This is a genomic window from Streptomyces sp. NPDC059695 (assembly GCF_042733785.1).
GTDB lineage: Bacteria > Actinomycetota > Actinomycetes > Streptomycetales > Streptomycetaceae > Streptomyces.
Genome location: NZ_JBHWFF010000004.1, coordinates 42,414 through 67,831, shown reverse-complemented (window position 1 = coordinate 67,831; position 25,418 = coordinate 42,414). Strand labels below are relative to the sequence as shown.

24 protein-coding genes are annotated in these 25,418 nt (G+C 73.1%); 14 read left to right on the top strand and 10 right to left on the bottom strand.

Translation table 11 applies throughout. From position 1 onward, the window contains the following. Nucleotides 1–30 precede the first annotated feature (30 nt). Nucleotides 31–1,020 (bottom strand): GNAT family N-acetyltransferase, encoded by a 990-nt coding sequence (locus ACFV2S_RS07015; RefSeq protein ID WP_385554973.1) that lies wholly within the window; start codon nt 1,018–1,020, stop codon nt 31–33. Between the two features lie 213 nt (nt 1,021–1,233). Here ACFV2S_RS07015 and ACFV2S_RS07010 point away from each other — a divergent pair, with 213 nt between their 5' ends. From ACFV2S_RS07010 to ACFV2S_RS07000, 3 genes are all read left to right on the top strand, one after another. Next, entirely contained in the window at nt 1,234–1,782 is a 549-nt protein-coding gene (locus ACFV2S_RS07010; protein ID WP_383785029.1) for an FHA domain-containing protein, read from the top strand. A 220-nt stretch (nt 1,783–2,002) separates the two neighbouring features. After that, a complete protein-coding gene (locus ACFV2S_RS07005) occupies nt 2,003–3,043 on the top strand; it encodes a cytochrome P450 (RefSeq protein WP_385554970.1) in 1,041 nt (346 codons plus the stop codon). A 99-nt stretch (nt 3,044–3,142) separates the two neighbouring features. After that, complete coding sequence (locus tag ACFV2S_RS07000; protein ID WP_383785023.1) at nt 3,143–3,631, top strand: hypothetical protein; 489 nt, start codon at nt 3,143–3,145, stop codon at nt 3,629–3,631. Here the strand turns inward: ACFV2S_RS07000 and ACFV2S_RS06995 are convergent. Continuing rightward, nucleotides 3,609–4,178, bottom strand: coding sequence for a hypothetical protein (locus tag ACFV2S_RS06995; RefSeq protein ID WP_385554968.1), 570 nt, complete (start codon nt 4,176–4,178; stop codon nt 3,609–3,611). The genes ACFV2S_RS07000 and ACFV2S_RS06995 overlap by 23 nt on opposite strands. A gap of 32 nt (nt 4,179–4,210) precedes the next feature. After that, the gene (gene treY / locus ACFV2S_RS06990) at nt 4,211–6,538 is read right to left on the bottom strand and encodes a malto-oligosyltrehalose synthase (RefSeq protein WP_385554966.1); all 2,328 of its coding nucleotides are present in this window, start codon (nt 6,536–6,538) and stop codon (nt 4,211–4,213) included. Between the two features lie 90 nt (nt 6,539–6,628). Here treY and ACFV2S_RS06985 point away from each other — a divergent pair, with 90 nt between their 5' ends. Then, on the top strand, nt 6,629–7,861 hold the full coding sequence (locus ACFV2S_RS06985) for an MFS transporter (protein ID WP_385555279.1): 1,233 nt from the start codon (nt 6,629–6,631) through the stop codon (nt 7,859–7,861). On the opposite strand, the gene glgX is transcribed toward ACFV2S_RS06985, so the two are convergent. Next, on the bottom strand, nt 7,836–9,956 hold the full coding sequence (glgX, locus tag ACFV2S_RS06980; protein WP_385554964.1) for a glycogen debranching protein GlgX: 2,121 nt from the start codon (nt 9,954–9,956) through the stop codon (nt 7,836–7,838). The genes ACFV2S_RS06985 and glgX overlap by 26 nt on opposite strands. A gap of 138 nt (nt 9,957–10,094) precedes the next feature. On the opposite strand from glgX, the gene ACFV2S_RS06975 reads away from it, so the two are divergent. The 4 genes from ACFV2S_RS06975 (at nt 10,095) to ACFV2S_RS06960 (ending at nt 14,614) form a co-directional block, all read left to right on the top strand. Continuing rightward, complete coding sequence (locus tag ACFV2S_RS06975) at nt 10,095–10,955, top strand: Tat pathway signal sequence domain protein (protein ID WP_385554962.1); 861 nt, start codon at nt 10,095–10,097, stop codon at nt 10,953–10,955. A 53-nt stretch (nt 10,956–11,008) separates the two neighbouring features. Next, nucleotides 11,009–12,358 carry a copper amine oxidase gene (locus tag ACFV2S_RS06970; protein WP_385554961.1) on the top strand — a complete coding sequence of 450 codons (1,350 nt, stop codon included), beginning with the start codon at nt 11,009–11,011 and terminating at the stop codon, nt 12,356–12,358. A 121-nt stretch (nt 12,359–12,479) separates the two neighbouring features. Beyond that, nucleotides 12,480–13,802, top strand: a complete 1,323-nt coding sequence (locus tag ACFV2S_RS06965; protein ID WP_383791229.1) for an SAV2148 family HEPN domain-containing protein — start codon at nt 12,480–12,482, stop codon at nt 13,800–13,802. Between the two features lie 86 nt (nt 13,803–13,888). Next, nucleotides 13,889–14,614, top strand: a complete 726-nt coding sequence (locus tag ACFV2S_RS06960) for a 3'-5' exonuclease (RefSeq protein WP_385554958.1) — start codon at nt 13,889–13,891, stop codon at nt 14,612–14,614. Here the strand turns inward: ACFV2S_RS06960 and ACFV2S_RS06955 are convergent. Together ACFV2S_RS06955 and ACFV2S_RS06950 are read right to left on the bottom strand one after the other, a co-directional pair. Further along, the gene (locus ACFV2S_RS06955; RefSeq protein ID WP_385554956.1) at nt 14,611–15,441 is read right to left on the bottom strand and encodes an alpha/beta fold hydrolase; all 831 of its coding nucleotides are present in this window, start codon (nt 15,439–15,441) and stop codon (nt 14,611–14,613) included. The genes ACFV2S_RS06960 and ACFV2S_RS06955 overlap by 4 nt on opposite strands. A gap of 46 nt (nt 15,442–15,487) precedes the next feature. Continuing rightward, entirely contained in the window at nt 15,488–16,345 is an 858-nt protein-coding gene (locus ACFV2S_RS06950; RefSeq protein WP_385554954.1) for a phosphotransferase enzyme family protein, read from the bottom strand. A 95-nt stretch (nt 16,346–16,440) separates the two neighbouring features. Here ACFV2S_RS06950 and ACFV2S_RS06945 point away from each other — a divergent pair, with 95 nt between their 5' ends. From ACFV2S_RS06945 to ACFV2S_RS06920, 6 genes are all read left to right on the top strand, one after another. Beyond that, the gene (locus tag ACFV2S_RS06945) at nt 16,441–17,427 is read left to right on the top strand and encodes a carbohydrate ABC transporter permease (RefSeq protein WP_385555277.1); all 987 of its coding nucleotides are present in this window, start codon (nt 16,441–16,443) and stop codon (nt 17,425–17,427) included. After that, on the top strand, nt 17,424–18,266 hold the full coding sequence (locus tag ACFV2S_RS06940; RefSeq protein ID WP_385554953.1) for a carbohydrate ABC transporter permease: 843 nt from the start codon (nt 17,424–17,426) through the stop codon (nt 18,264–18,266). The genes ACFV2S_RS06945 and ACFV2S_RS06940 overlap by 4 nt, the downstream gene beginning before the upstream one ends. After that, nucleotides 18,263–19,555, top strand: a complete 1,293-nt coding sequence (locus tag ACFV2S_RS06935; RefSeq protein WP_385554950.1) for an ABC transporter substrate-binding protein — start codon at nt 18,263–18,265, stop codon at nt 19,553–19,555. Before ACFV2S_RS06940 ends, ACFV2S_RS06935 begins: the two co-directional genes overlap by 4 nt. Before the next feature lie 140 nt (nt 19,556–19,695). After that, nucleotides 19,696–20,256 carry a DUF1697 domain-containing protein gene (locus ACFV2S_RS06930; RefSeq protein WP_385554948.1) on the top strand — a complete coding sequence of 187 codons (561 nt, stop codon included), beginning with the start codon at nt 19,696–19,698 and terminating at the stop codon, nt 20,254–20,256. Between the two features lie 74 nt (nt 20,257–20,330). After that, the gene (locus ACFV2S_RS06925; RefSeq protein ID WP_385554946.1) at nt 20,331–20,966 is read left to right on the top strand and encodes a DsbA family protein; all 636 of its coding nucleotides are present in this window, start codon (nt 20,331–20,333) and stop codon (nt 20,964–20,966) included. Nucleotides 20,967–21,043: 77 nt separating this feature from the next. Next, nucleotides 21,044–21,616 (top strand): TIGR03086 family metal-binding protein, encoded by a 573-nt coding sequence (locus ACFV2S_RS06920; RefSeq protein WP_385554944.1) that lies wholly within the window; start codon nt 21,044–21,046, stop codon nt 21,614–21,616. Nucleotides 21,617–21,673: 57 nt separating this feature from the next. On the opposite strand, the gene ACFV2S_RS06915 is transcribed toward ACFV2S_RS06920, so the two are convergent. From ACFV2S_RS06915 to ACFV2S_RS06900, 4 genes are read right to left on the bottom strand one after another with little or no spacing between them, the layout of a single operon-like run. Further along, a complete protein-coding gene (locus ACFV2S_RS06915; RefSeq protein WP_385554942.1) occupies nt 21,674–22,408 on the bottom strand; it encodes a sirohydrochlorin chelatase in 735 nt (244 codons plus the stop codon). A gap of 11 nt (nt 22,409–22,419) precedes the next feature. Then, on the bottom strand, nt 22,420–23,307 hold the full coding sequence (locus ACFV2S_RS06910; RefSeq protein WP_385554940.1) for an ABC transporter permease: 888 nt from the start codon (nt 23,305–23,307) through the stop codon (nt 22,420–22,422). Beyond that, nucleotides 23,294–24,088: an ABC transporter ATP-binding protein gene (locus ACFV2S_RS06905; protein WP_383791199.1), complete on the bottom strand. Its 795-nt coding sequence runs from the start codon at nt 24,086–24,088 to the stop codon at nt 23,294–23,296. Before ACFV2S_RS06905 ends, ACFV2S_RS06910 begins: the two co-directional genes overlap by 14 nt. Before the next feature lie 45 nt (nt 24,089–24,133). Next, the gene (locus tag ACFV2S_RS06900; RefSeq protein ID WP_385554937.1) at nt 24,134–25,273 is read right to left on the bottom strand and encodes an aliphatic sulfonate ABC transporter substrate-binding protein; all 1,140 of its coding nucleotides are present in this window, start codon (nt 25,271–25,273) and stop codon (nt 24,134–24,136) included. Nucleotides 25,274–25,418 lie beyond the last annotated feature (145 nt).

Sequence of the window (25,418 nt, the reverse complement as noted above, 5' to 3'; positions counted from 1 at the left end):
CCACCACGGCTACCGCGACCATCCTGGCAGTCAGGACCCCGACGCGCCCGGCGCGTCCCACACGTAGTTGACCGCGCGCTCGAACGTCACGTAGCCCGTGCGGGCGAAGGACGCCGCCATCGGCACGTTCCCCAGGTCCGTCGCCGCCCGGATCCGGGGCACGTCGGCGGCGGCCAGGATCCGGGTCCCCTCCGCCAGGATGTCGTCGATGTATCCGTGCCCGCGGTGGGCGGGCAGCACACCGAGGTACGCGATGATGTGGTGGTAGTTGTTCCGCGCGGGGACGACGAAGCCGACCGGCTCGCCGCTCTCCGGCAGCTGGGCGACCCGCCACCACTCGCGCGGCGAGGAGAAGTGCGCGAGCTCCTCGTCGAAGTGCAGCTCGGCCGCCTCCCGCGGCGACAGGCCCGAGGCCAGGTCGGCCTGGCCGTGCCCGTCGAGCGTGCCCTCCATGACCGGCGTCATCAGCGCGAGGAGGTCCTCGCGGTCCCGCACGGGACGGAACTCCAGACGCCCCTTCGGCTCCGGTACGGGGGTGCCGGGCCGCCACTCCAGGCGCAGCCGCTCGACCAGCGGACGGGCGCCGGTCTCCTCCAGGACGGAGAACAGGGTCTCCAGGACGGCCCGGGTCTCCGGGACCTCCCGCCAGTCCGCCGGCATGAAGCGCCCGAACTCGGGGCGCCGCGTGCCCGCCGGGATCACGGCGGCCGTCGCCGTCTCCAGGAGCCGCAGACCGATCTCGGCGCGCTCCTCGGCCGAGAGGTCCGGGGCGAGGTCGAAGAAGTCGAGCGTCTGCGGTGCGGCGCCCGCCGCGTGGGTCCACCAGGCGAGCCGGCCGAGGAGCCGCTCGCCGTCGAGCGCCACCCACATCCAGGAGGGGAGGCGGCGGCCGGTGGCGAGGTCGTCGGCGAGCTCGTGGTCGAGCGAGTACGTGAGGCCGAGGAACAGGTCGAGTTCCCCGGGCCCGGCGAGCGGCCGGACGACGAGGTCGGTGGTGGACGGTGCGGAAGACGTGGTCACGTCTGGGTTCCCCCTGGGGATCTTGGCTGTGAAGACGGCAGACCGTAACAGTGATCCGGCCGCGGCCGGTAAGGAGTTTCCAGGTCAGGGGCCGGGCGGGGACCTGCGGCGGCCGGGCCGGGGAGCCTCTGCCGCCCGGGGCCGGGGGGTTCGCGGGCGCCTGCCGGGGGCCCTTCTGGACACTTCGGGCCCGGCGGGCCGACAATCTCGGATGTGACGACCCCTTTCGAGCTTCCGGCGAACTCCCCTCGGCTGACGGACGCCGAGCGGGACCGCGCGCTGGTGCTGCTCCGTGAGGGCGCCGCTCAGGGCCGCCTCTCGCACGACACCTTCCTCTTCCGGATGGAGCGCGCCCTCCAGGCCCGCCGGCCCGACGAACTCGCCCTCCTCACCGCCGACCTGCGGACCGAGGGCACCTGGACCCGGCGGGTGGTCGGCGCGGTCGAGCGGATGTCGGCGTTCACGGCGCGGATCGGGCGCGCCTGGAGCGCGGAGCGGCTGCCGAAGCTGCTGCTGCCGCGCCCCGGCCCGTATCCGCTGCGGATCGGCCGCGACCCGGTCAACGGGCTGCGGCTCAGCCACGAGACGGCGTCCCGGCTGCACGCCGAACTCTCGCTGCAGAGCGGGATGTGGGTGCTGCGCGACCTCGGCTCGACGAACGGCACGACCGTCAACGGGCGTCGGGTCACCGGCGCCGTGGTGGTGCGGCCGGGCGACGTCGTCGGCTTTGGCCAGATGGCGTTCCGGCTGTCGCACGACTGAGCGACACCTGGTGGGCCTTCACCCGTTCGGCGGTACGCGGCGGGCGGTGGGGCCCGAGCGGTGATGGGCTGGGCGGACGCGCGCCACGATCTCCGGCCGCGGCACCCACCGCCGATCGACTGGGGGCGAGATGAGCGACGCGCCGAACCGCGAGCCGGACCGGGACATACGGAGCGAGCGGCCGCAGGAGCCCGGGGATCCCTGGAGGAGGCTGCCCTCGATGGCACCGGCGACACCGTCGCCCCCGCCGGCCGGGCGGCCCGTCGCCCGGGCCGCCGCCCCCGCGTTCCCCGGCCGCGGACGGACCCTCGTCGACCCGGCGACCGCCGGCACCGCCCCGCCCGGCGGGCGGACCGTCGCGCCGAGCCCCCTCGACCCCGGAGCCTCGTGGGACCCGCACCGGATCCACCGGACCCTGCGCGAGGAGTTCCCGCTCACGTACGACCCGCTGCTGCGGGCGTGGGTCCTCAGCCGGTACGCGGACGTCGCCACCGCCCTCACCGACGCGCGCTTCACCCATGGTCACCGCCCCGGCGATCCGCCGTGCGCGCGGGCCCACGTCGACGTCGACATCGAGGCCCTGCGCGCGGTCACCGAACGCACCGCCTACGTCCTGGCGCGCCGGATCGCCGGACGGCCCCAGGCGGACCTGGTCGCCGACTTCTGCCACTGGCTGCCCGCCGGCACCGTCGCCGCGGCCGTCGGCGTGCCCTACCGCGACATGATGCGGCTCGTCCGGGGCCGGGCGGCGGGCGCGCTCGCCGGGGAGTGCGGCGGCCAGATCGCCGTACGGGAGAAGGCACTCGCCTCCTTCCTCGGCAACGTCCTGGACGACCCCGACCAGGTCGCCGCCCTCCGTGACGCGCCCGCCGGGCTCGTCGCCCGCGCCTGGGCCGAGTCGCTGCGCCGGGATCCGCCCGTGCAGATCGCCGTGCGCCGCACGAGCGCGGAGGTGCCGGTGAGCGGCGGGGTCGTCCCGGCGGGCGCGTCCGTCGCCCTGCTCGTCGGCTCGGCGGGCCGTGACCCGGAGCGGTTCCGGGAGCCGGACCGCTTCGACCCGTTCCGCGACGACCCGGGGCAGCTCACGTACGGCGCGGGCTTCTGCCCGGCGGTCCTGCTCGCCGGATTCGAGGCGGAGTACGCGCTGCGCGCCCTCTTCACGGCCATGCCCCGGCTGCGTCTCGCCGACGGATTCCGTCCCGTGGCCACGGGACTTATCACGCGCGCCCCCCGGAGTCTGATCGTCCGCCCGGGCGGCTGAGCCGGATCCGGTGCGGGGAGGGGGCCTCCCGACCGCTGTTAGGGTGACGTGCGCTCGTCAACGGGCGTTTGTTGTACCACTTTCAACGGGGATTCAAACATGAAGATGCGTCATGTCCGTGCCATCGCTGTGTTCGGCATCGCGGTGGTGGCCCTCACCGGCGCCCGCGGCTCCCACGGCGGCAGCTGCGGCGGGAGTTCCGGCGGCAGCCACAGCAGCAGCAACCACAGTGACAACGACGGCGGTTCCGGCAGCACCTCCGGCGGCTCCGTGTCCGGCGGTTCGAGCGGCGCGGACAAGGCCATCCGCGACGTGAAGATCGACGACTGCGCGTTCGACCCGGCGACCAGGAACCTGGTCGGCCGGATCACCGTCAAGAACGACGGCGTGCTCGACTACGACTACACCGTCACGATGAGGTTCAGCGGCGGCACGGGGGGCACCGCCACCCCCGCGACCTCGACGAAGTCCGGCATCGCGGTCGCCGCGGGCGCGTCCAAGAGCGCCGAACTGTCCACCGCGTACCCGGGATCCGGCGACGGCTCCGAGTACACCCGGTGCGAGGTCACGCGGGTGTCCCGCTCCTGACCTCGGCCGTCGGCGCGGCCGGGTCCGTACGGCCCGGCCGCCAGACCGAGGCGAGCAGCAGGACGCCCGGGAGGATTCCGGCGACGGCCCGGACCGCGACGGTCGGGGCCCCGAGCGCCGCGAGCACCAGGCCCACGGCGCCGCAGGCCGCGATCGCCGCGCCCAGCCGGTGGAGCGCGGGCCTGCGCCAGGCGACCGCCAGGCCGGAGAAGTGCACCCCGACGACGAGGGCGATCCAGCCCACGGCCGCCTGCGGGACGTGCAGCACGCGGGCGATCACCAGGAGTCCGGCCACGAGCCCGAGCACCTCGGCCGCCACGACGTACCAGTAGCGGCGGCCGAACCCGGTTCCCGATCCGGGCTCCGTCGGCGCGGCCGCGGCCGCCGTCCCGCCGCGCCGTCCGAGGACGGCCACCCGGAGGAACGCGGCGAGCGCCAGCACGCGCAGCGGGACGGCGACGGCCGTGGGCAGGCTGCCCGCACTGGCCTGGACGAACACGAGTCCGAACGAGGCGCCGACGATCCGCCCGGTCTGATCCTTTGTCATGATCATCATCGTTTCACAGGCGGAACGGTCGTTCACTCCAGCCGGGCGAGCAGCGCCACCGGCCGCTCCGCGAACAGTTCCGCCAGCTTCACCTCCGTGGCCGGGCCGCCCGTGAACTCCCGTACCCCGTCCAGCGCGTCGGTCCAGCGCCCCTCCGGCAGCACCAGCTCCGTGTCCTGCCAGCCGCCCGCCTGCGCCAGCCGCAGCGAGAGCCGGGTGACGGCCGTGATCACCCGGCCGGACCGGGCGAAGGCCAGGCAGTGCGCGGCCGCCGGGCCCTCCGCCGCCAGCGGGACGTAGGTGCCGCCCGGCCCGAAGGCCTCCGGGTGCGCGCGCCGCAGTCCGAGCGCCGCCCGCACGAGCGCCGTCCGCTCGTCCTCCGGGCCGACCGCGAACGGCGCCCGGTTGTCCGGGTCGACGAGTGCCCGGTACTCCCGCTCCGTGTTCTGGTAGAGCTCCGGCACCCCCGGCATCGTCAGCTGCGCGAGCGCGGCGCCCAGCGCGTGCGCCCGGATGTGCGGCTCCAGGGCGAAGGCCGCCTCCGAGGCCGTCCGGAGCGGGATCCGGCCGGGCCCGGTCGACGAGAACTCGGCCACCGCCCGCTCGTACTCCGCGTCCGGCTCCGTCCAGCTGGTCCTGAGCCCCGCCTCCCGCACGGACTTGAGGACCGCGGGCACCAGCCGCTCCGGGTCCGGGGTGCCGAAGCCGAAGGCCGTCTGCCAGGCCGTCCACGCCACGTGCGGGTCGGGAGCGGGCACCCCGGCGACCTCCGCCAGGAGCCCCGCCCACACCTCGGGACACTGGGCGAGCACCGCGATCGCGGCCCGGACGTCCGCGCTGCGCTTGGTGTCGTGGGTGGAGAGCACGGTGCCGGTGGCCGGCCAGTCCCGGGCGATCCGCAGGCAGTACGCGTGGAACTCGTCCACCGGCACCGCCGGGCGGCCCGCGTCCCCGCCGACCTCGTTCGCCGAGAGCAGCGGGGTGTACCGGTAGAAGGCGGTGTCCTCCACGGACTTCGCCCGCAGCGCGGACGAGGTCTGCGCGAACCGTGCCCGGAACGCCCGGTGTTCGGGCCCGTCGCCGCGCGCCCCGAGCGCCAGGTCCCGCACGGTGTCGACCGCCGTCGCCTCCTCCGGCACCGCGAACGCCGCCTTCGCTCCGCGCGCCGCCTCCGGGGTCAGCACCTCCTCGCCGCCGGTCCGGTAGGGGCGGTAGACCGGGACCCGCACGAGGAGCTCGCGGACCGCGGTGCGCAGCGCCCAGGGCGCGTGGTCCCTCAGATCCGGGTCGGCTTCGCAGATCCGGGCGGCGATCCGGGTCAGCGCGGCCGTCTCCGCGGCCAGGTCATGGGTGACCACCTCGTACGCCGCGCGGCGCCCGGTGGCCTCCCACTGGCCGCCCCTGTCCGCGGTCCGGCCCACGAACTCCCGGTACACGTCGGTGAGTTCGTCGGCACCGACCGGGTCGGTGAAGACGCCGTCGAGTCGGCGCAGCGCGTCGTACCCGGTGGTGCCCGCGACCGGCCAGGCCGCGGGCAGCGCCTCCGCCCCGGTGAGGATCTTCTCGACGACCGTCCAGCAGCGCCCGCCGGTCGCCGCCGCCAGGTCCTCCAGATAGCCCTGCGGGTCGGCCAGTCCGTCCGGGTGGTCGATGCGCAGCCCCTCGATCACCCCGTCCGCGACCAGCTCCACGATCTTCGCGTGGCTCGCCGCGAACACCTCCGGGTCCTCCACCCGCACCCCGATGAGCTCCGAGACGGTGAAGAAGCGGCGGTAGCCGAGCTCGGTGCGGGCGAGCCGCCACCAGCCGAGCCGGTACCACTGGGCGTCGAGCAGCTCGTCGAGCGGCAGGTCCTCGGTGCCGGCCCGGAGCGGGAACTCCTGACCGTCCAGATGCAGGGACCCGCCCGAGACCCGGAACCGGTCCCGGACCTCCGGGAGCCGCGCGGGCAGCACCGGGAGCAGCAGCCGGCCGTCCCCGGCCCGCCAGTCGATGTCGAACCAGCGGGCGTACGGCGAGTCCGGGCCCTCGCGGAGCACGGCGCGCAGCGCGTGGTTGTGCCGGGGGGAGGCCGCCATGTGGTTGGGCACCAGGTCCACGACGAGCCCGAGGCCGTGCGCCCGGGCGGTCGCCGCCAGGGCCCGCAGCCCCTCCTCGCCGCCCAGCTCGGCCCGGACGGACCGGTGGTCGGTGACGTCGTAGCCGTGGGTCGAGCCGGGCACCGCCTCCAGGACGGGGGAGAGGTGCAGATGCGAGACCCCGAGGCCGGCCAGGTACGGCACGGCGCGCTCGGCGGCCGCGAACGGGAACGCGGGCTGGAGCTGGAGCCGGTACGTCGACGTGGGTGGATTGGGCGTCATGCGAACGTACGTACCCCGCCGGAGGGCTTCTGTGTCATCGGCCCATGCACCCGTTCGAGTGCATCGCGTTACGTTCGCGTGATGCTTCGGATGTACCGCGACACGCTGTCCCTGCTCGGACCGGCTCTGCCGGTCGTCTCGTTCCTCGGCCGGCTGCCCACCGCCATGTGCCAGCTCGGCAGCCTCCTCCTGGTCGCCGAGACGAGCGGCTCCCTCGCCACCGCCGGTCTCACGGGCGGTGCGCTGGCGGCGGGACAGACGGTCGCCGGGCCCGTGCTCGGGCGTCTCGCGGACCGGCACGGCCAGCGCGGGGTCGTCCTCGCCGCCTCGCTCGCCAACGCGGTCGCCGTCACCGTCCTGGTCCTCGCCGCCCTCGACGGCGCGACGACGGCCCTCCTGATGGTCCTCGGCGCACTCGCCGGGGCCACTGTCCCGCAGGTCGGGCCGCTCGCCCGGACCCGCTCCGTGGCCCTCGCCCGCCGCTCCGGAGCGGACGACCGGCTCGTCGGCACGGTGCTCTCCTTCGAGGGCACCCTCGACGAGGTCTCCTTCGTCCTCGGCCCGGCCCTCGTCGGCCTCGCCGCGTCCGTCGCCCACCCGGCCGCCGCGCTGCTCCTGGCGGCGCTGCTGCTCGCCGTCTGCGGAACGGCCTTCGCCCTGCACCCGACGGCGCGTGCGCTCACCCCCGAGGCCTCCGGCGCTTCCACCCGTACGAGTGCCGCCGAACGGACGCGGCTGCCGGGATCCGCGTACGCCCTGCGCTTCACGATGGTCCTCCAGGGCGCCATGTTCGGCGCCTCGCAGGCCGGCATCACCGCCCTCACCGAGGAGCTCGGCAAGCCCGCCCAGGCCGGTCTCGTCTACGCGGCCATGGGCATCATGAGCGCCGCCGTCGGCCTGTCCATGGCCGCCGTCCCGGCCCGCATCGGGCTGGCGACCCGCTGGCGGGTCGCGACCGCCGGCCTCGTCGTCCTCTCCGCACCGCTGCTGTTCGTCGGCTCCCTGGGCGCGCTGTACGCGGTCGTGATCGTCCTCGGCGCCGCCTACGCCCCGCATCTGATCACCGTCTTCGGCCTCACCGAGCGGACCGTGCCGGCCTCCCGGCTCGCCGAGTCGATGGCCTTCCTCACCAGCGGGATCGTCGGCGGTCAGGCCCTCGCCCTGGCCGTCTCCGGCCGGCTCGCCGAGGGCCGGGGCGCCCCCGCCGCCTTCGCGGTGGCGGTGGGGGCGGCCGCGGCCTGCGCGGTGCTGTCCTGGGCGGTGCGGGTGACGGCCCCCGCGCGGTCGGAGACGGGGCTCAAGCCGGTCGCCGCAGAACAGTGAGGCTGAGCGGCGCGAGCGTCACCCGCTCCCCGCCCGCGAGCTCCGGGCCCTCCCGCGGCGGCATGCCCTCCGGGTCCGAGGTGTCCACGACCATCCGCCAGCACCGCCCGTGGCTGTCGGGGACGGAGAACTCCAGCTCCTTCGACGAGGCGTTGAACATCAGCAGGAACGAGTCGTCGGCGATCCGCTCGCCCTGCGTCCCCGGCTCCGAGATGGCGTTGCCGTTGAGGAAGACGGTCAGCGCCTGGGCGTGCGCCGCCTGCCAGTCGCGGGAGGTCATCTCCTCGCCCTCGGGCGTGAACCAGGCGATGTCCGTCAGCTCGTCGTGGGTTCCCTCCACGGGCCGGCCGTGGAAGAAGCGCCGCCGCCGGAAGACCGGATGGTCCCGCCGCAGCCGCACCATCGCGCGCGTGAAGCGCAACAGCGTGGCCTCCGCCTCGCTGTTCTCCTTGGGCCACCGCACCCAGGAGACCTCGTTGTCCTGGCAGTAGGCGTTGTTGTTGCCGCCCTGGGTCCGGCCGAACTCGTCGCCGTGGCTGAGCATCGGCACGCCCTGCGAGAGCATCAGCGTGGCGAGGAAGTTGCGCGTCTGGCGGGCGCGCAGCTCGGTGATCCCGACGTCCTCGGTGTCGCCCTCGACCCCGCAGTTCCAGGAGCGGTTGTGGCTCTCGCCGTCCCGGTTGCCCTCGCCGTTCGCCTCGTTGTGCTTGTCGTTGTACGAGACGAGGTCGCGCAGGGTGAACCCGTCGTGGCAGGTGACGAAGTTGACGGAGGCGAGCGGGCGCCGCCCGTCGTCCTGGTACAGGTCGGAGGAGCCGGTCAGCCGGGAGGCGAACTCGGCGAGCGTGCGCGGCTCGCCCCGCCACAGGTCCCGTACGCAGTCCCGGTACTTGCCGTTCCACTCGGTCCACAGCGGCGGGAAGTTGCCCACCTGGTAGCCGCCCTCGCCCACGTCCCACGGCTCGGCGATCAGCTTCACCTGGCTCACCACGGGGTCCTGCTGCACCAGGTCGAAGAAGGAGGACAGCCGGTCCACCTCGTGGAACTGGCGGGCCAGGGTGGCCGCCAGGTCGAAGCGGAAACCGTCCACGTGCATCTCGGTCACCCAGTACCGCAGGCTGTCCATGATCAGCTGGAGCACGTGCGGGGAGCGCATGAGCAGCGAGTTCCCGGTGCCGGTCGTGTCCATGTAGTACCGGGGGTCGTCCGCGAGCCGGTAGTACGAGGGGTTGTCCAGGCCCCGCATCGAGAGCGTGGGGCCCAGGTGGTTGCCCTCGGCGGTGTGGTTGTACACCACGTCGAGGATGACCTCGATCCCCGCCTGGTGCAGCGCCCGCACCGCCGACTTGAACTCCAGGACCTGCTGGCCGCGGTCGCCCCAGGACGCGTAGGCGTTGTGCGGGGCGAAGAAGCCGATCGTGTTGTAGCCCCAGTAGTTGGAGAGGCCCGCGTCCACGAGCCGATGGTCGTTCACGAACTGGTGAACGGGCATCAGTTCGAGCGCGGTGACGCCCAGTTCCTTCAGATGGCCGATCACCGACGGGTGCGCGAGCCCCGCGTAGGTCCCGCGCAGCTCCTCCGGAAGGTCCGGGTGCAGCATCGTGAGGCCCTTCACGTGCGCCTCGTAGATCACCGTGTGGTGGTACTCGGTGCGCGGCCGCCGGTCGTCGCCCCAGTCGAAGTACGGGTTGACCACGACCGACGTCATCGTGTGCGGGCCGGAGTCGAGGTCGTTGCGCGCGTCCGGCCGCCCGAACGGGTATCCGTACACCGACTCGCCCCACCTCACCCGGCCCGACACCGCGCGCGCGTACGGGTCGAGCAGCAGCTTCGCCGCGTTGCAGCGCAGCCCGCGCTCCGGCGCGTACGGACCGTGCACGCGGAACCCGTACCGCTGGCCGGGCATCACGCCCGGCAGATAGGCGTGCCGCACGAACGCGTCGGTCTCGCGCAGCTCCACCGCCGTCTCCGAGCCGTCGTCGTGCAGCAGACACAGCTCGATCCGTTGGGCGGCCTCCGAGAAGACCGCGAAGTTGGTTCCCGCTCCGTCATAGGTGGCGCCCAGGGGGTACGCCTGTCCCGGCCAGACCTGCATGGATACGACTCTTCCTCTTCTGTCCGGGTTTTATAGCTCTTCTTCGGCCAGATCCTGCCCGAAAGAGGGGCAACCACCTAGGACTTCGGCCCGTCCTACCGGGTGACCGCAGAACAAGAGGGGGATTGAGGGGGAAGTGTGTACGAAATAGTGCGCCGCCACCTGGGGAAGGTGGTGGCCGGAGCGGCCATGGCGGTGACGGGAACCGCCGTCGCCGTCGCGATCACCCTGCCGGGCCAGGCAGGGGCGGAAGGGCCCGCGGGAGCCGCGCGGGCCGGGGGATCCGCCGGAACGGCCGGTGCGGCGGCCGGTACGGCGGGAGGGGGCACGGCCGGCGCCCCCGGACAGGGGCAGCCGGACGCACGGGCCCAGGGCTCCGCGCCGCAGCCGGCCACCGTGGTCCCGGTCGCGGCCGAGGGGAAGAAGGGCGTCGGCAGCGACCCGCTCACCGACGACGAACTCGCACGGGCCGAGTCGCTGGCGCTGACCCCGCCCGCGGCCTCCGCCCAGCAGGACGTCACCGGCGGCCGGGGCCCCCAGCGCCTCGGCACCCGGCTCGCCGACCCGCTGCCGGGGGACCGGACGCGGCGCGCCGAGGTCCGCCTCTACGACTACGCGCGCGACGAGCTCGTCACGAAGACCGTCAACCTCGACACCGGCAAGGTCGAGAAGTCCGGCGCGCAGCGCGGCGTCCAGCCCTCGGCCCACCCCGAGGAGCTGCGCGCGGCCCTCGAGCTGATCCTCGCGAGCCCGCTCGGCAAGGGCGTCAAGGAGGACTACAAGGACGCCACCGGCAAGGAGCTCACCTCCACCGGGCAGCTGTGGTTCAACGGCGACGTCTACCGCACCTACCGCGAGGCCAACGTCCCCGCGCAGCTGACCCGTTGCGGTGAGCATCGGTGCGTCCGGCTCGTCACCAAGGTCCTCAACGGGGCCTGGATCGACACCCGGAACCTGATCGTCGACCTCTCCGCGAGGACCGTCACCCGGGTCGGCTGACCGCGCCCCGGACCCTTCGCAGCCCCACGCCACGTACGAGGGAGTACGTCTCCATGCCCAGCCTGTCCCACCCGAGCGACCCACTCGCCCCGCGCGGGCGGTCCACCCGCAAGCGGGGCGCCGTCCTGACCGCCGCCGTCCTGCTCGGCACCGCCACGGCCGCCGCCGGACCCGCGACCGGCGCCACCGCCGCGACCACCCCGCCGGCTCCGGCGCGCGCGGCCGCGCCCACCGCACCCGACTGCTCCGCCGCGTACCGCATCACCCAGAAGCTGGACGGCGGCACCACCTGGCGCATGTGCTGGCGCTACGACACCGACGCCGGGCTCACGCTCGACCGGGTCACCTACCAGCCGCCCGGCGCCACCGCCCCGATCAAGGTGCTCACCAGCGCCCGGCTCGCCCAGATCCACGTGCCCTACGACGACGGCGGCGCCGAGTACGACGACCTCACCGGCGCCGGGTTCGGCTACGGCCTGCAGAACCTCAAGCCGGCCGAGTGCCCCGGCGGCACCCTCACCACCGTCAAGGTGGCCGACGTCGGCGACGTCAAGGGCCTGTGCACCACCACGCGGGCGCGCGGACACGCGTACCGCATGGCCAGTGACGGCGGCTCCAAGGTCTGGCAGGCCCAGGCCAAGGACCTGCTCGTCTACACCGTCAACAAGGTCGGCTGGTACGAGTACATCACCGAGTGGCGCTTCACCGCCGACGGCACCATCGGCGCCAACGTCGGGGCCACCGGCAGCCTCTCGCCCGTCGACTACAACGCCACCGACGGACGCGGCTGGCCCCTCGGCAAGGGCGCCCGCGGCTACGCCACCAGCCACGCCCACAACGTCTTCTGGAAGCTCGACTTCGGTCTGGACGGCTCCAAGGACCGGGTCGAGCAGTTCGACTCCACGGTCACCGCGCCCACCGGAGGCGGCGGACCGACCGTGAAGACCAAGCGCACCGTCGTCACCAAGGAACTCGCCGGAGACGCGAAGAACATGCGCTGGTGGCGGGTGGTCAGCGGCACCGGCAAGAACGCCGACGGCCACGCCCGTTCGTACGAGATCGTGCCGGGCCACACCGACACCCACGCGGGCCGCGGATTCACCAAGCACGACGTGTACTTCACCCAGGCGCGCGCGTGCGAGAAGTTCGCGAGCAACAACATCGGCAACTGCGCGGCGGGCGCCGGTGACAGCGTCGACAAGTGGGTCAACGGCGAGACGCTGACTCAGCCGTCCGTGTGGGTCAACATCGGGTTCCACCACATCGCCCGGGACGAGGACCAGCAGCCGATGCCCGTCCACTGGCAGGGCTTCCAGCTCGCGCCCAGGGACGTAACCGCTATGAATCCGCTCACTCCGGCCGATCTCGCCTCCCAGAACGGACAGCCCGATCTGGGGAGTTGAGGAAGCAGCCTGACGATCCTGCTGCACCGCCTCCCGCTCGCGGAGTACCCTTCCTTGATCGTTGTCACATGGTCATCCTGTCCGCCGGAACGGGTGTCCGGGAGCAGAAGGCGGTGCGCGGGTGAGCTCGGGAGGTCTGGAGCTGCCCCCAGGTGACGCGGGTCACGAGGGGGGCCCGGCCGACCCCGCAGAGGCGCAGCCCGGAGCGGTCGCCCCGCCGGGCGCGGGTGCCCCTCCGGGCGTCGTCCTGCCGCCGGGCGCGGTCGTGCCGCCCGGCACCGTCACCGTCGGCCGGCCGGTCGAGATCGGCGCGGAGCTCGACTGGGGCGCCGAGGCCTGGAGCGAGGTCCGCACCCGGGCCCAGCGGGCCGGCCGCGCCTACATCTGGCTGAACCTCGTCGAACAGCGGCTGCGGGCCGTGGTCGCCGCCGTCCTGCGGCCCGTGTACGAACCGGTGCACGGCGAGGAGTGGGTGGTGGCCGCGGCCGGTCCGGCCGGGCAGGAATGGGTCCAGCGGGCGGTCGCCGTCCGCGAGGTCTCCCGGCGCAAGGGCTACCTGCTCGACCCGGCCGACGACAACGTGCTGAGCTTCCTCACGCTGCCCCAGCTGCGGGAGCTGATGGTCCAGCACTGGCCCTGCTTCGAGCCCTACTTCGACGACCGGCGCGAGGTCGAGCTCGCCCTCGACGAGCTGGAGGTCACGCGCAACGTGGTCTCCCGCAACCGGGCGCTCTCCCTGACCGTCCTCGCCCAGTCCGAGCGGGCGTCCGCCCGCATCCTGGAGATCCTCGGCAGCGGGGCCGGGGTGCCGTCCGCCGACCGGCTGCCGGTGGACGCGGTCGAGGATCTCGTCGGCGACCGGTACGCGGACGTCGTCTCCGTCCACCCCGACCGGGTCCGGCTCCAGCGGCAGCTGCCCGCCGAGGACCTCTTCGGCGGCGCCCGCCGCCTCGACGCCACCGGCATAGGCCTCAATCTGCTCGTGCAGAACTTCTCCGGCCGCCGCATGGTCCGGCTCGCCGAGTCCGGCTGCCGCACCCGGCTCCTCTTCCTCAACCCGGCGAGCAGCGCCGTCAAGCGCCGCGAGCGGGAACTCGGCCTCAAGAAGGGCGAGCTGAGCCGCTCGGTCGAGATGAACATCCTGCACATGCGCCGGGTCCGCTCGAAGCTGCGCGACCCGGGCGCCTTCCAGATCCACGTCTTCGACGAGACCCCCCGCTTCACGGCGTACCTCGTCGACGGCGACGGGCCGGACGGGGTCGGCGTCGTCCAGTCCTATCTGCGCCGGGCCCGGGGGATGGAGGCCCCGGTGCTCGTCCTGCGCGGCGGCGGACGGAACGTGGTCCGGCACGGACAGCCGTCCCGTGACGGAGATCACGGACTTTTCGAGACATATCGGGAGGAATTCGAGTCCGTCTGGCTCGACTCCCGCCCCGTCTCCTGACCTTCCGCCGGGGGAGCCGGAGGCGTTGTCAGTGGTGCGTGCGAGGGTGGTCAGCACCACGGGGGAGATCACGTAAGGAGGACCCGATGGCTTGGCACGGCGACACGCTGGTCGGCTTCGACCTGGAGACGACCGGCACCGAACCGCTGGAGGCCCGTATCGTCACGGCCTCGATCGTCGAGGTCGACGGGAGCGGACAGGTCGTACGGCGGCGGGACTGGCTCGCCGACCCGGGCATCCGCATCCCGGAGCAGGCCTCCGCGATCCACGGCATCAGTACCGAGCGCGCGGCGGCCGAGGGCCGGCCGGTCCGCGAGGTCGCCGACGAGATCGCGAAGACCCTCGCGGCGTACTGGGAGGACGGCGTCCCGGTCGTCGCGTACAACGCCTCCTTCGACCTCACCCTCCTCGCCGCCGAACTGCGCCGCCACGGCCTGCCCTCCCTGGAGGAGCGGCTCGGCGGGACGGCCATCGGCCCGGTCGTCGACCCGTACACCATCGACCGGGCCGTCGACCGCTACCGGCGCGGCAAGCGGACCCTGGAGGCGGTCTGCGGTGAGTACGGCGTCGTCCTCGAAGCCGCCCACCAGGCCGCCGCCGACGCGCTCGCCGCCGTCCGGGTCGCCGTCGCGATAGCCGAGCGGCACCCCGGCGTCGCCGGCCTGAACCCGGCCGAGCTGCACGAGCGGCAGATCGGCTGGTACCGCGCCTGGGCCGAGAACTTCCAGGACTTCCTGCGCCGCAAGGGCGACGCGGAGGCGGTCGTCGACTCCACGTGGCCCCTGCGCCCGGCCGTCGCGGTGGCCGGCTAGCGGTTCTCCTCGAGGAAGGAGAGCAGCAGCTCGTTCACCCTCTCCGGCTGGTCGAGGGGGAGCCAGTGGCCGGCGTCCTCGACGCGTTCGTAGCGCCAGGAGCCGGAGACGAACTCGGCCGTACCGGACATCGAGCGCTCCGTGAGGAACCGGTCGCCGGTCGACCACACGCCCATCACCGGGACGGACTCCGGCAGTGGCACCGTCGGCAGGTCGGCCCCGAACTGCACCTCCGCCGGGAGGCCCGCGCGGTAGATGTCCAGCGCCGCCGTCAGCGCGCCCGGCGCGCGCAGCGGCTCGATCACGGCCTCCGCGTCGGGGTGCTCGCCCAGCATCTCCCGCAGGTTCGCGAAGTCGTCCCGCGCGAGCCAGTCCTCGGCGAGCCCGGTCAGCTGGAACAGCAGCATGTACCAGGAGCGCTGCTTCTGCTCCCAGCCGGCCGAGCGGATCGACGCCAGATGGCCCACGGACAAGACGGTCAGGCTCTGCACCCGGTCCGGGAGGAACTGCGTCACACCCTGCGCGATGCCCGAACCCCAGTCGTGACCGACCACGTGGAAGCGGTCGATCCCGAGGTACGCCAGGAGCTCGATCACGTCGCCGACGTGCTTGGCCGGGTGGTGCGCCTCGACCCCGCCCTCGGGCCGCTCCGAGGCGCCGAAGCCCCGTAGAGAGGGCGCGACGGTGGTGAAGCCGGCGTCGTTCAGCGCCGGGACCTGGTGCCGCCACAGCGCACGGCTGTCGGGGAAGCCGTGCAGGAGCAGCACCGCCGGACCCTCCCCGCTCACCTCGACGTCGAGGGCCACCTCGGACAGCTGGACCCGCATCTCAACACCCCGTTCCCATCGTCCTGTTCGCGACGGGGTCATGATGTCAGAACGGATACCAGCGGACCTCGGGGTCGCCGTCCCGCAGGGAGGCCACCCGGCGCTCGAATTCGGCCAGGGCCTTCGGGTTCGCCGGGGCGTGCTGGGCCACCCACGCACAGCTCGCGGTCTCCCGCGCGCCGCGCAGGACCGCGCAGCCCTCCCACTCCCGGACGTCCCAGCCGTACGCCTCGGTGAAGGCCTCGTACGCCGCCGGGTCCAGGCCGTACCGGTCCCGGGAGAGGGCGAGGACCACCAGGTCGTGCTCGCGCAGGTCCGAGGAGAAGGTCTCCAGGTCCACCAGGACCGGGCCGTTCGGGCCGACGTGGACGTTCCGGGGGAGGGCGTCCCCGTGGATCGGGCCCGGGAGCAGATGCGGGGTGAGCGCCGCCGCCGCGGGGGCGAAGGAATCGCGCCGCTCCCGCAGGAACGCCGCGTCCGCCGGATCGATCGCGTCGCCCGCCAGCCGCAGCCACCGCTCGACCCCGCCGAGCAGCTCACGGCGCGGGAGCGCGAAGCCCGTCGGCTCGGGCAGGGCGTGGACGGCCCGCAGCAGCGGGGCCAGATCGCGGGGCTCCGTGGGCCGCACCGCCTCGGGCAGCCGGTGCCAGACGGTCACCGGATGCCCGTCCACCAGACGCGGCTTCTCCTCGGCGGCCCGGACCGCGGGGACCCCGGCCTCCTCCAGCCAGGACGCCAGCGCGAGCTCCCGCTCGGCCCGCTCGAACAGCTCCGCGTCCCGGCCGGCCTTCACCACCAGGTCGCCCACCGCGAAGACCGCGTTCTCGCCCAGGGCAAGGAGCCGTGCCTCCCCGGCCGGCAGGCCCGCCGCCGCCAGGATCTCCCGTGCTCTCGCCTCGTCCATCGACCTCTCCCTCCAGCGCGCTTTCGCGCCAAAGTCTCCCATCCGCGCAGCTCACCCCGCTCATCGCCTTGACGCGCCGACGCGCCGTCAGCACCATGGCGGGATTCCGGACGGCGGCGGTGGACGGGGGCGGACAGGTGGGCTCGGTGACCGCGACCAGGCAGCCCGGCCGGACGCGCACCCCGCGCGCCGCCCCCGGGGCGCGCCCGCGCGGCCCCGACCTCGGCGCCTGGTTCCTGGTGCTCCCGGCGCTCCTTCCGATCCTCGTCCTCAGCGTCGGCCCGCTGCTGTACGGCATCGCGCTCGCCTTCACCGACGCCCAGTCGGGCCGCACGCAGGCCACCCGGTGGGTCGGCACCCTGAACTTCCAGGACCTGCTGCACGACACCCTGTTCTGGGACTCGTTCCGGATCGGCGCGGTCTGGGCCGTCGGGGTCACCGTCCCGCAGTTCCTGCTCGCCCTCGGCCTCGCCCTGCTGCTCGACCAGAACCTCCGCCTCCGCTGGCTGGCCCGCGCGCTCGCCATCGTCCCGTGGGCCATGCCGGAGGTCGTCGTCGGCATCATGTGGCGGCTCGTCTACAACCCCGACGCCGGCATCCTCAACGAGACCCTCCGGGACCTGGGCCTCGGCGAGGGCCACGACTGGCTCTCCGGCCTGGCCACCGCCCTCCCCGCCGTCATCGTCGTCGGCGTCTGGGCCGGCCTGCCGCAGACCACCGTCGCGCTGCTCGCCGGACTCCAGAACACCCCGCGCGAACTCCACGAGGCAGCCGCCCTCGACGGCGCCGGCGCCTGGCGCCGCTTCTGCACCGTCACCTGGCCCGCGCTGCGGCCGGTGGCCCTCGCCATCACCGCCCTCAACCTCATCTGGAACGTCAACTCCTTCGCCCTGGTCTACGTCCTGACCAACGGCGGACCGGGCGGCCGGACCCGGCTCCCCATGCTCTTCGCCTACGAAGAGGCCTTCCGGTACGGGCAGTTCGGCTACGCCGCCGCGATGGGCTGCGTGATGGTCGCCGCCGTCTCGGTGCTCATCGCCCTCTCCCTCGTACGCCGTCTGAAAGGGGACCGGGACCGGTGAGCGCCCTCCGGACGAGCGGGCCCGCGCGGGCGGGCCAGTACCTGGCCCTCCTCGCGTACCTGCTGTTCCTCGCCCTGCCCTTCCTCTGGCTGGTCTCCACCGCCTTCAAGCCCGCCCCCGAGCTGGCCTCGCTGCACCCCACCTGGATCCCGCGGGACCCCACCCTCGACAACTTCCGGCAGGCCTTCGACGAACAGCCGCTGCTCAGGGCCGCCGCCAACAGCCTGCTCGCCGCGGTCTGCGCGGCCGTGATCGCGGTGGCCGTCGCGACCCCGCTCGCCTACGTGACCGCCCGCCACCGGGGCCGGCTCGCCGGGGCCGCGACCGGCTGGGTGGTGATCAGCCAGGCGTTCCCCTTCGTCCTCGTGATCATCCCGCTCTTCCTCGTCCTCAAGAACCTGCACCTGATCAACAGCGTCGCCGGCCTCGTCCTGGTCTACGTGGTGTGGTCGCTGCCCTTCGCCCTCTGGATGCTCATGGGCTACGTCAGGTCCGTCCCGGCCGAACTGGAGGAGGCCGCGGCCGTCGACGGCGCCGGCCGGATCCGTACCCTCGTCTCGGTCACCGCGCCGCTGCTCGCCCCGGGTATCGTCGCCACCGCGCTCTTCGCCTTCGTCACCGCCTGGAACGAGTTCTTCTTCGCCCTCGTCCTCCTCAAGACCCCCGAGAAGCAGACCCTGCCGGTCGTCCTCACCCACTTCCTGGGCGCCGAGGGCGTCGCCGACCTCGGCCCGCTGGCCGCCGCGGCCTTCCTCGCCACCCTGCCGTCCCTCGTCGTCTTCGGCATCCTGCAGAGACGCATCACCGGCGGCATGCTGGCGGGGGCGGTGAAGTCATGAGACGGTTCCTCGCCCTCGCCGCCGTGCTGCTGCTCCTGCTCACCGGCTGCACCGCGGGCGGCGACGGCCCCGACGACGGCGTCGTACGGCTCCGCTTCCAGTCCCTCGCCTGGCAGAAGGAGTCCGTCGACGCCAACCGGCGGCTGGTGGACGAGTGGAACGCCGCCCACCCCGACGTCCAGGTCGAGTACGTCCAGGGCAGCTGGGACTCCGTCCACGACCAGCTCCTCACCTCCTTCGAGGGCGGCGAGGCGCCCGACATCATCCACGACGCCTCCGACGACCTCGCCGACTTCGCCTACGGCGGCCACCTCGCCGACCTCCGCCCCCTCCTCTCCGCGCGGCTCCGCGCCGACATCCCGGCCCGCAGCTGGCAGACCACCACCTTCGGCGAGGGCGTCCACGGCGTGCCGTTCCTCCAGGAACCCCGGGTGATCATCGCCAACCGGAAGATCCTGGAGTCCTCCGGCGTCCGCCTCCCCACCCCGGAGAAGCCCTGGAGCTGGAGCGAGTTCCGGCGGATCGCCCAGGACCTCACCCGGAGCATGGGCCCCGGCCGGTACGCGGTCGCCTGGCCCCTCAAGGAGCCCGTCTCCGTCAGCCTCAACCTCGGGGTCTCGGCCGGCGGCGGCCTCTTCCGCCGGGGCCCGGACGGCCGGGTCACCGTCGACTTCACCGAGGCCGACGGCATCGTCCCCGGCACCGTCCACGACCAGGTCGTCACCGACCGGACCGCCCCGCGGACCACCCTCGGCAGCGGAGGCTCCGACACCCTGCCCGGGTTCTTCGCCGGCACGTACGCCATGGTCCCGCTGGGCTTCGCCTACCGGCAGCAGATCGCGCAGCAGGCACCGGAGGGCTTCGAGTGGACCGTGCTGCCCGCCCCGGCCGGCGGCGAGGGGCTCGCCCAGGGCGTCTCCCCGCAGACCCTGTCGATCGCCGAGGACAGCCCCCACAAGAAGGAGGCGGCGGCGTTCCTCGACTTCTTCCTGCGCCCGGCGAACATGGTGCGGCTCGCGCGCGGCGACTGGATGCTGCCGACCGGCACGGCCGCGCTCGCGGACCCCTCCCTGCACACCGCGCGGGACGGCTGGGCGACCGGGGCGGCGGTCGCGCGGCACCTGCGGCCGGCGCCCGCGCAGTCGGTGCGCGGCTATCCGGAGTGGAAGGACAAGGTCGCGACCCCCGCCTTCCAGGAGTACTACAGCGGCGCCATCGACGGTGCCGAGCTGCGCAGACGGCTGGTCGTGGACGGCAACCGGGTCCTCGCCCGCTATCAGCGCAGATGACGGATTAGTCATTACGAAACCTTGTTGAATAAGTCACAGATCAGTGAAGGGCCTTCTCCGGGCCCCCTCCGTCGGACATCGTTCGAACCGGTCACCGCGCCGCCCCCCACGAGGCGCGGTGGCCCCCTAGATTGACCCCCATGACGAAGACGCAGACCTACGCCCTCCTGCTCCGGGGCATCAACGTGAGCGGGCACCGGAAGGTCCCCATGGCGGAGCTGCGGAGCCTCCTCGAAGGCCTCGGGCACACGGGTGTCCGCACCTACCTCCAGAGCGGGAACGCCGTCTTCACCACCGGCTCCGGCGACGGCGAGGACGCGCTCGGGACCGCGATCGAGGACGCGATCGAGGCCCGCTTCGGCTTCCGCGTCGACTGCCTCGTCCGGGACGGCGACTACCTCGCCGCCGTCGCCGACGCCTGCCCGTTCCCGGCCGCCGAGCTGCAGGGCAAGGAGCTCCACGCCATCTACTGCTCCGGCCCGGTCGACCCCGGACGCTTCGCGGCGATCGACCGCGAGGCCTTCCTGCCGGAGGAGTTCGCCCTCGGCGACCGCGTGCTCTATCTGCACGTCCCCGACGGGCTCGGGACGTCGAAGCTGGCCCCGGCGATCTCCCGGCCGTCCGTGGTGAAGGGCCTCGTCACCACCGCCCGGAACTGGAACACCGTGGTCAAGCTCATCGAGATGACACGGGAGGACTGACCCCGAAGTGGCCCAGTCTGAGGATCACCGAATGGCCCGTGGCGGCGGGCCAACTCCCCGATAGATTCATGACCATGACGAGCAACGAGCACACCGGCACCACGGACCGCCCCACCGTCGACTTCTACTTCGACCCCGCCTGTCCCTTCGCCTGGATCACCTCCCGCTGGATCCTGGAGGTCGAGCGCCACCGGGACATCGACCTCCGCTTCAAGGTGATGAGCCTCTACCTCCACAACGAGGGGAACGAACTCCCCGACTGGTACCGCGAGCTCGTCGACGCCTCCATCGGCCCGGTCCGGGTGGCGGCCGCCGCCGCCGAGCAGCACGGCGAGGAGATCCTGCGCCCGCTCTACACCGCGTACGGCACCCGCATCCACGAGAAGAAGCAGAAGGACTTCGACGCCGTCGTCGCCGAGGCGCTCGTCGAGCTCGGCCTCCCGCCGGAACTGGCCGCCGCCGCCCACGACCCGTCCTACGACGACGCCGTCCGCCGCAGCCACGACGCGGGCAAGGACCCCGAGGCCGAGGGATACGTCGGCACCCCCACGATCCACGTCGACGGAACCGTCTGGTTCGGCCCCGTCCTGCGGGCGATCCCGCGCGGCGAGCAGGCCGCCGAACTCTTCGACAGCTTCCGCGTCCTCGCCTCCCACCCCGACCTCTTCGAGCTCAAGCGCACCCGCACGGGCGGGCTCGACTTCAGCTAGGCCGTCCCTTCGGATCAGGCCGGACCCCTGTCGCGAAAGTTCAAGACCGGGCGCGGGGCCCTCCGTACCGTCGAGGCATGAACGAGATCCACAACCACCTCACCGTCTGCGCCGCCGAGGCGCGCCGGGTCGCCCGCGCCGTCACCGCCGAGCAGCTCGGCACCCCCTCCGTCTGCGCCGACTGGACGGTCCGGGAGCTCGCCAACCACCTGGTCCTGTACTCCGCGCACGGCCTCGAACACCGCGCCCTGCGCACGAAGCTCCCCGAGGAGACCACCGAGCGGGACTTCACCGCGGAGACCGACTGGGCCGGGGCGTACGCGGCGCAGCTCGACCGGGCCCTGGCCGCCTGGGAGCGCCCCGGCGTCTGGGACGGCGAGGTCGACACCGGCCACGTCGCGATGCCGGCCCGCACCATCGCCTCCCTGCTCGTCAAGGAACTCGCCCTGCACGGCTGGGACCTGGCCCGCTCCACGGGCCAGGAGTTCACGGTCCTCGAGGACACGGCGGTCTTCGTCCTCGGCGTCGTCGAGGAGCACGCCGAGGTCTACCGCCAGTACGAGGGCTTCGCCCCGGTCGTCGACGTCCCCGCCGGTGCCCCGGCGTTCGACCGGGCCCTGGCGATCAGCGGCCGGAACCCGAAGAGCTAGGGCCGACACCCCCTAGGGGGTGTCTTGTGGATCAGGCCGGGCTCGCCAAGACACGCCCTAGGCGGTCCGGGCGACCGGCCGGAGGGCCGCCTCGTACCGCTCCACGAGCAGACGGGCCAGCTCGGGGGAGGGGCCCAGGACGTCCGCCAGGACGTCGGCCTCCGCCGCACCCGCCGCGATGCGGTCCGGGAGCCGGCCCGGGGCGATCACGTACGGGGCGACCGCCACCCGGTGGACGCCCGGATCGGCACGCAGGGCCCGGACGGCATCCTCCGTCCGGGGAAGAGATGCGGAGGCGAACGCGGGCCGCACGGAGCACCAACCGGTGCGCCGCAGCTCCCGCGCCGTTTCTGCGATCACCGCGATCGCCTCCGGGTCCGTGGAGCCCGCCGAGGCCAGGACGACCCCGGTCGCGCTCTTGTCGCCGGGCGTGAGCCCGGCCTCGTACAGCCGCCGCTCCACCGCCGCGATCAGCAGCGGCGAGGGGCCGAGGACCTCCGCCTGGCGGACGCTCAGGGACGGGGGTGCCTGGCGCAGGACGGCGGGGATGTCGGCCTTCGCGTGGAAGGCCCGGGTCAGCAGCAGCGGCAGCGCCACCACGTCCCGCACCCCGTCCGCCGCGAGCCGGTCGAGCACCCCCGGTACCGACGGCAGGTTGAAGTCCAGGAACGCCGTCTCCACGCGCAGCCCCGGCCGCAGCGCACCGGCCCGGCGCACCAGCGCCTGGACGGTCGCCGCGTGCCGCGGGTCGCGGCTGCCGTGGGCGATCACGAGGAGGACGGGGCGGTTCATGGTCGGTCGGCTCACTTCACCAGGAGCCCGCGGCTGCGGAGCACCCACCGCTCCAGCGGGCTGAAGATCAGCAGGTCGATGGCGATGCCGACGATCAGGATCAGCAGGATCGCCAGGAACACGCCGGGCAGGTCGATGTTGTTGCGGCCGTTCTCCAGCAGCTGCCCCAGGCCCAGACCCAGGTCGGGCGAGGAGGCGATGATCTCGGCGGCCATCAGCGAGCGCCAGGAGAAGGCCCAGCCCTGCTTCAGGCCCGCCAGGTAGCCGGGCAGCGCGGCAGGCAGCACCACGTGCCAGGTGCCCTTGAGGCCGGTGGCGCCCATGGTGCGGCCCGCCCGCAGGAACAGCGGCGGAACCTGGTCCACGCCGGAGACCAGACCGTTGGCGATGGACGGGACGGCGCCCAGCAGGATCACCGTGTACATCATCGCGTCGTTCAGACCGAACCAGAGCACGGCCGGCGGCACCCACGCCACCGAGGGCAGCGACTGCAGGCCGGACAGGATCGGGCCGATCGCGGCGCGCACGAACTTCACCCGGGCCACCAGCAGACCCAGCGGGGTGCCGATGGCGAGCGCGAGGAGGAAGCCGGCCAGGCCGCGGGACACGCTGGTCCAGATGACCTCGATCAGGGTGCCCTGGAGCCACATGTCGGCCAGACCGTCCCACACCGCGGAGGGTGCGGGCAGCTTGGTCTCGTCGGTGATCTTCGCCGAGACCAGGATCTGCCAGACGGCGAGGACCAGGAAGACGGCCAGGGTGGGCGGGAGGACCTTCTTGACGAGGACCTCGCGGACCGGCGTACGGCGGATCTCGACCGCGTCCAGGGCGTCGAGTCCGGCCTCCAGACCGGCGAGGTCGTCCTTCTTGACCGTCGCGGCGGTGTCAGTGCTGGCCATGGCGGCGGATCTCCCCACGCAGGTGTTCAGTGATCTCAAGGGACAGCTCGGCCACGTCCGCGTCCTCGATGCGGCGGGGCTGCGGGATGTCCACGGTCCACTCCTTGGCCACCCGGCCGGGCCGGGAGGAGAGCAGCACCACGCGCTGGGCGAGGCGCACGGCCTCCCGCACGTTGTGGGTGACGAACAGGACGGAGAGGTTGGTCTCCGCCCAGATGCGGGTGAGCTCGCCGTGCAGCACGTCACGGGTGATGGCGTCCAGGGCGGCGAACGGCTCGTCCATCAGCAGCAGCTGGCTGTCCTGGGCCAGCGCCCGGGCGAGGGCCACGCGCTGCCGCATGCCGCCGGACAGCTCGTGCACCCGCTTGCCGTACGCGCCGCCGAGCCGGACCAGCTCCAGCAGCCGCTCGGCCTCCGCCCGGCGCTCGGCCCGGGGCACCCCGCGCAGCCGCAGGGCGAGTTCGATGTTCTTGCCCGCGGTGAGCCAGGGGAAGAGGGCGTGTTCCTGGAACATCAGGGCCGGCCGGCCGCCCGGGGTCGCGATGGACCCCTGGGTCGGCCGGTCCAGTCCGGCGACCAGGTTCAGCAAGGTGGACTTGCCGCACCCCGAGGCCCCCAGGATGGTGACGAACTCGCCGGGCGCGACGTCGAGCGTGACGTCGTCCAGGACGAGCTGGGTACCGGCCGGGCCGGAGAAGGACTTCGAGACGTGCTCGATCCGGGCGGCGTGCGTCTGCTCCGCTACGGTGCCGTCGGCAGCCTTGGCGAGCGTGGTGGCCATGGTCGTCACCTCCTGGGGGTTACGGATTCTCGGACGTGGCGCGTGTTACTTGACGCCGAGGCCGGCGTCGGCGACCTCGGGCTGGCCCTCGGCCTTCAGCACCTTGTTGAGGAGCGTCAGGTCGTAGATGCCGGCCAGGTCGGGCTGCTCGATCAGTCCGGCCTTGACCGCCCACTCGGACTGGGTCTTCAGCGTCGCGGCCAGCGGGTCGTTCGTGATCGCGATGCTCGGCCACGCCGGGTCGATGACCTTGTCGCCCAGGGCCTTGCCGCTGAGCGCCTTCAGGGCGGCGTTGGCGGAGGCCTTCGCCTTGTCCGGGTTGGCGGTGATCCACGCGTTGGTCTTCACCGTGCCCTTCAGCACGGCCTCGACCACGTCCGGGTGCTCCGAGAGGAACTTCTGCGACACGATGACGTTCGTGATGACGAACTTCTTGTCGGGCCACAGGCTGGTCTCGTCCAGGAGGACGGATCCACCCTGGGAGACCAGCTTGGACGCGGTCGGCTCGGGCACCCAGGCACCGTCGATGGAGCCGGACTTGAAGGCGTCAGGGGTGACCTTGTTGTCGGTGCGGACGACGGAGACGTCGCCCTTGCCGGACTCCGGGTCGACCTTCCAGCCCTTCTCGGCGATCCAGTTGAGGAGCGCGACGTCCTGCGTGTTCCCCTTCTGAGGGGTGGCGATCCTCTTGCCCTTGAGGTCGTCCAGGGTCTTGATCTTGTCCTTGTTCACGACCAGCTTCACGCCGCCGGAGGCGGAGCCGGAGATGATCCGCAGGTTCTTGCCCTTGGACTTGACGTACGCGTTGATGGACGGCGAGGGGCCGATGAAGCCGATGTCGAGAGAGCCGCCGTTGAGCGCCTCGATCTCGGAGGGACCGGCGTTGAAGGTCTGCGGCTTCAGCGTGGTGCCGCCCAGTTCCTTCTGGATCAGACCGTCCTGGACGCCGATCAGCGCGGTGGCGTGCGTCAGGTTGGGGAAGTAGCCGATCCGGACCTCGGAGGCGGAGAGCTTCTTCGCGTCGGCCGCGACGGGGGCCTTCTTGTCCGCGGACTCGTCCTTCTTCGCGTCGGAACCGTAGCCGCAGGAGGCGAGGGCACCGACCAGGAGCGGCAGCGCGGCGGCGGCGACGATGCTGCGGCGCAGTGTGTTACGGGTGGTGCGGGAGTTTCCGTTGGCAGACACGCGAGGCTTTCCTCTCGGTACGTGGTCTCATGACACACGTCTTCGGCGGTGGAGCAGGGGCGGGTACGGCTCGTGGGGGGTGAGGGCGCGCATGCGGTGCGCGTACGTCATCGCGCACATCGCGCCACCCCTCCCTGGCCGCTGC

What these genes read in the sequence shown, in the direction of transcription:
- ACFV2S_RS07005 (WP_385554970.1), top strand. Translation starts at nt 2,003, where the DNA reads ATGGCACCGGCGACACCGTCGCCCCCGCCGGCCGGGCGGCCCGTCGCC.
- ACFV2S_RS07000 (WP_383785023.1), top strand. Translation starts at nt 3,143, where the DNA reads ATGAAGATGCGTCATGTCCGTGCCATCGCTGTGTTCGGCATCGCGGTG.
- ACFV2S_RS06995 (WP_385554968.1), bottom strand. Translation starts at nt 4,178, where the DNA reads ATGACAAAGGATCAGACCGGGCGGATCGTCGGCGCCTCGTTCGGACTC.
- treY (WP_385554966.1), bottom strand. Translation starts at nt 6,538, where the DNA reads ATGACGCCCAATCCACCCACGTCGACGTACCGGCTCCAGCTCCAGCCC.
- ACFV2S_RS06985 (WP_385555279.1), top strand. Translation starts at nt 6,629, where the DNA reads ATGTACCGCGACACGCTGTCCCTGCTCGGACCGGCTCTGCCGGTCGTC.
- glgX (WP_385554964.1), bottom strand. Translation starts at nt 9,956, where the DNA reads ATGCAGGTCTGGCCGGGACAGGCGTACCCCCTGGGCGCCACCTATGAC.
- ACFV2S_RS06970 (WP_385554961.1), top strand. Translation starts at nt 11,009, where the DNA reads ATGCCCAGCCTGTCCCACCCGAGCGACCCACTCGCCCCGCGCGGGCGG.
- ACFV2S_RS06960 (WP_385554958.1), top strand. Translation starts at nt 13,889, where the DNA reads ATGGCTTGGCACGGCGACACGCTGGTCGGCTTCGACCTGGAGACGACC.
- ACFV2S_RS06955 (WP_385554956.1), bottom strand. Translation starts at nt 15,441, where the DNA reads ATGCGGGTCCAGCTGTCCGAGGTGGCCCTCGACGTCGAGGTGAGCGGG.
- ACFV2S_RS06950 (WP_385554954.1), bottom strand. Translation starts at nt 16,345, where the DNA reads ATGGACGAGGCGAGAGCACGGGAGATCCTGGCGGCGGCGGGCCTGCCG.
- ACFV2S_RS06945 (WP_385555277.1), top strand. Translation starts at nt 16,441, where the DNA reads ATGGCGGGATTCCGGACGGCGGCGGTGGACGGGGGCGGACAGGTGGGC.
- ACFV2S_RS06935 (WP_385554950.1), top strand. Translation starts at nt 18,263, where the DNA reads ATGAGACGGTTCCTCGCCCTCGCCGCCGTGCTGCTGCTCCTGCTCACC.
- ACFV2S_RS06930 (WP_385554948.1), top strand. Translation starts at nt 19,696, where the DNA reads ATGACGAAGACGCAGACCTACGCCCTCCTGCTCCGGGGCATCAACGTG.
- ACFV2S_RS06925 (WP_385554946.1), top strand. Translation starts at nt 20,331, where the DNA reads ATGACGAGCAACGAGCACACCGGCACCACGGACCGCCCCACCGTCGAC.
- ACFV2S_RS06920 (WP_385554944.1), top strand. Translation starts at nt 21,044, where the DNA reads ATGAACGAGATCCACAACCACCTCACCGTCTGCGCCGCCGAGGCGCGC.
- ACFV2S_RS06915 (WP_385554942.1), bottom strand. Translation starts at nt 22,408, where the DNA reads ATGAACCGCCCCGTCCTCCTCGTGATCGCCCACGGCAGCCGCGACCCG.
- ACFV2S_RS06910 (WP_385554940.1), bottom strand. Translation starts at nt 23,307, where the DNA reads ATGGCCAGCACTGACACCGCCGCGACGGTCAAGAAGGACGACCTCGCC.
- ACFV2S_RS06905 (WP_383791199.1), bottom strand. Translation starts at nt 24,088, where the DNA reads ATGGCCACCACGCTCGCCAAGGCTGCCGACGGCACCGTAGCGGAGCAG.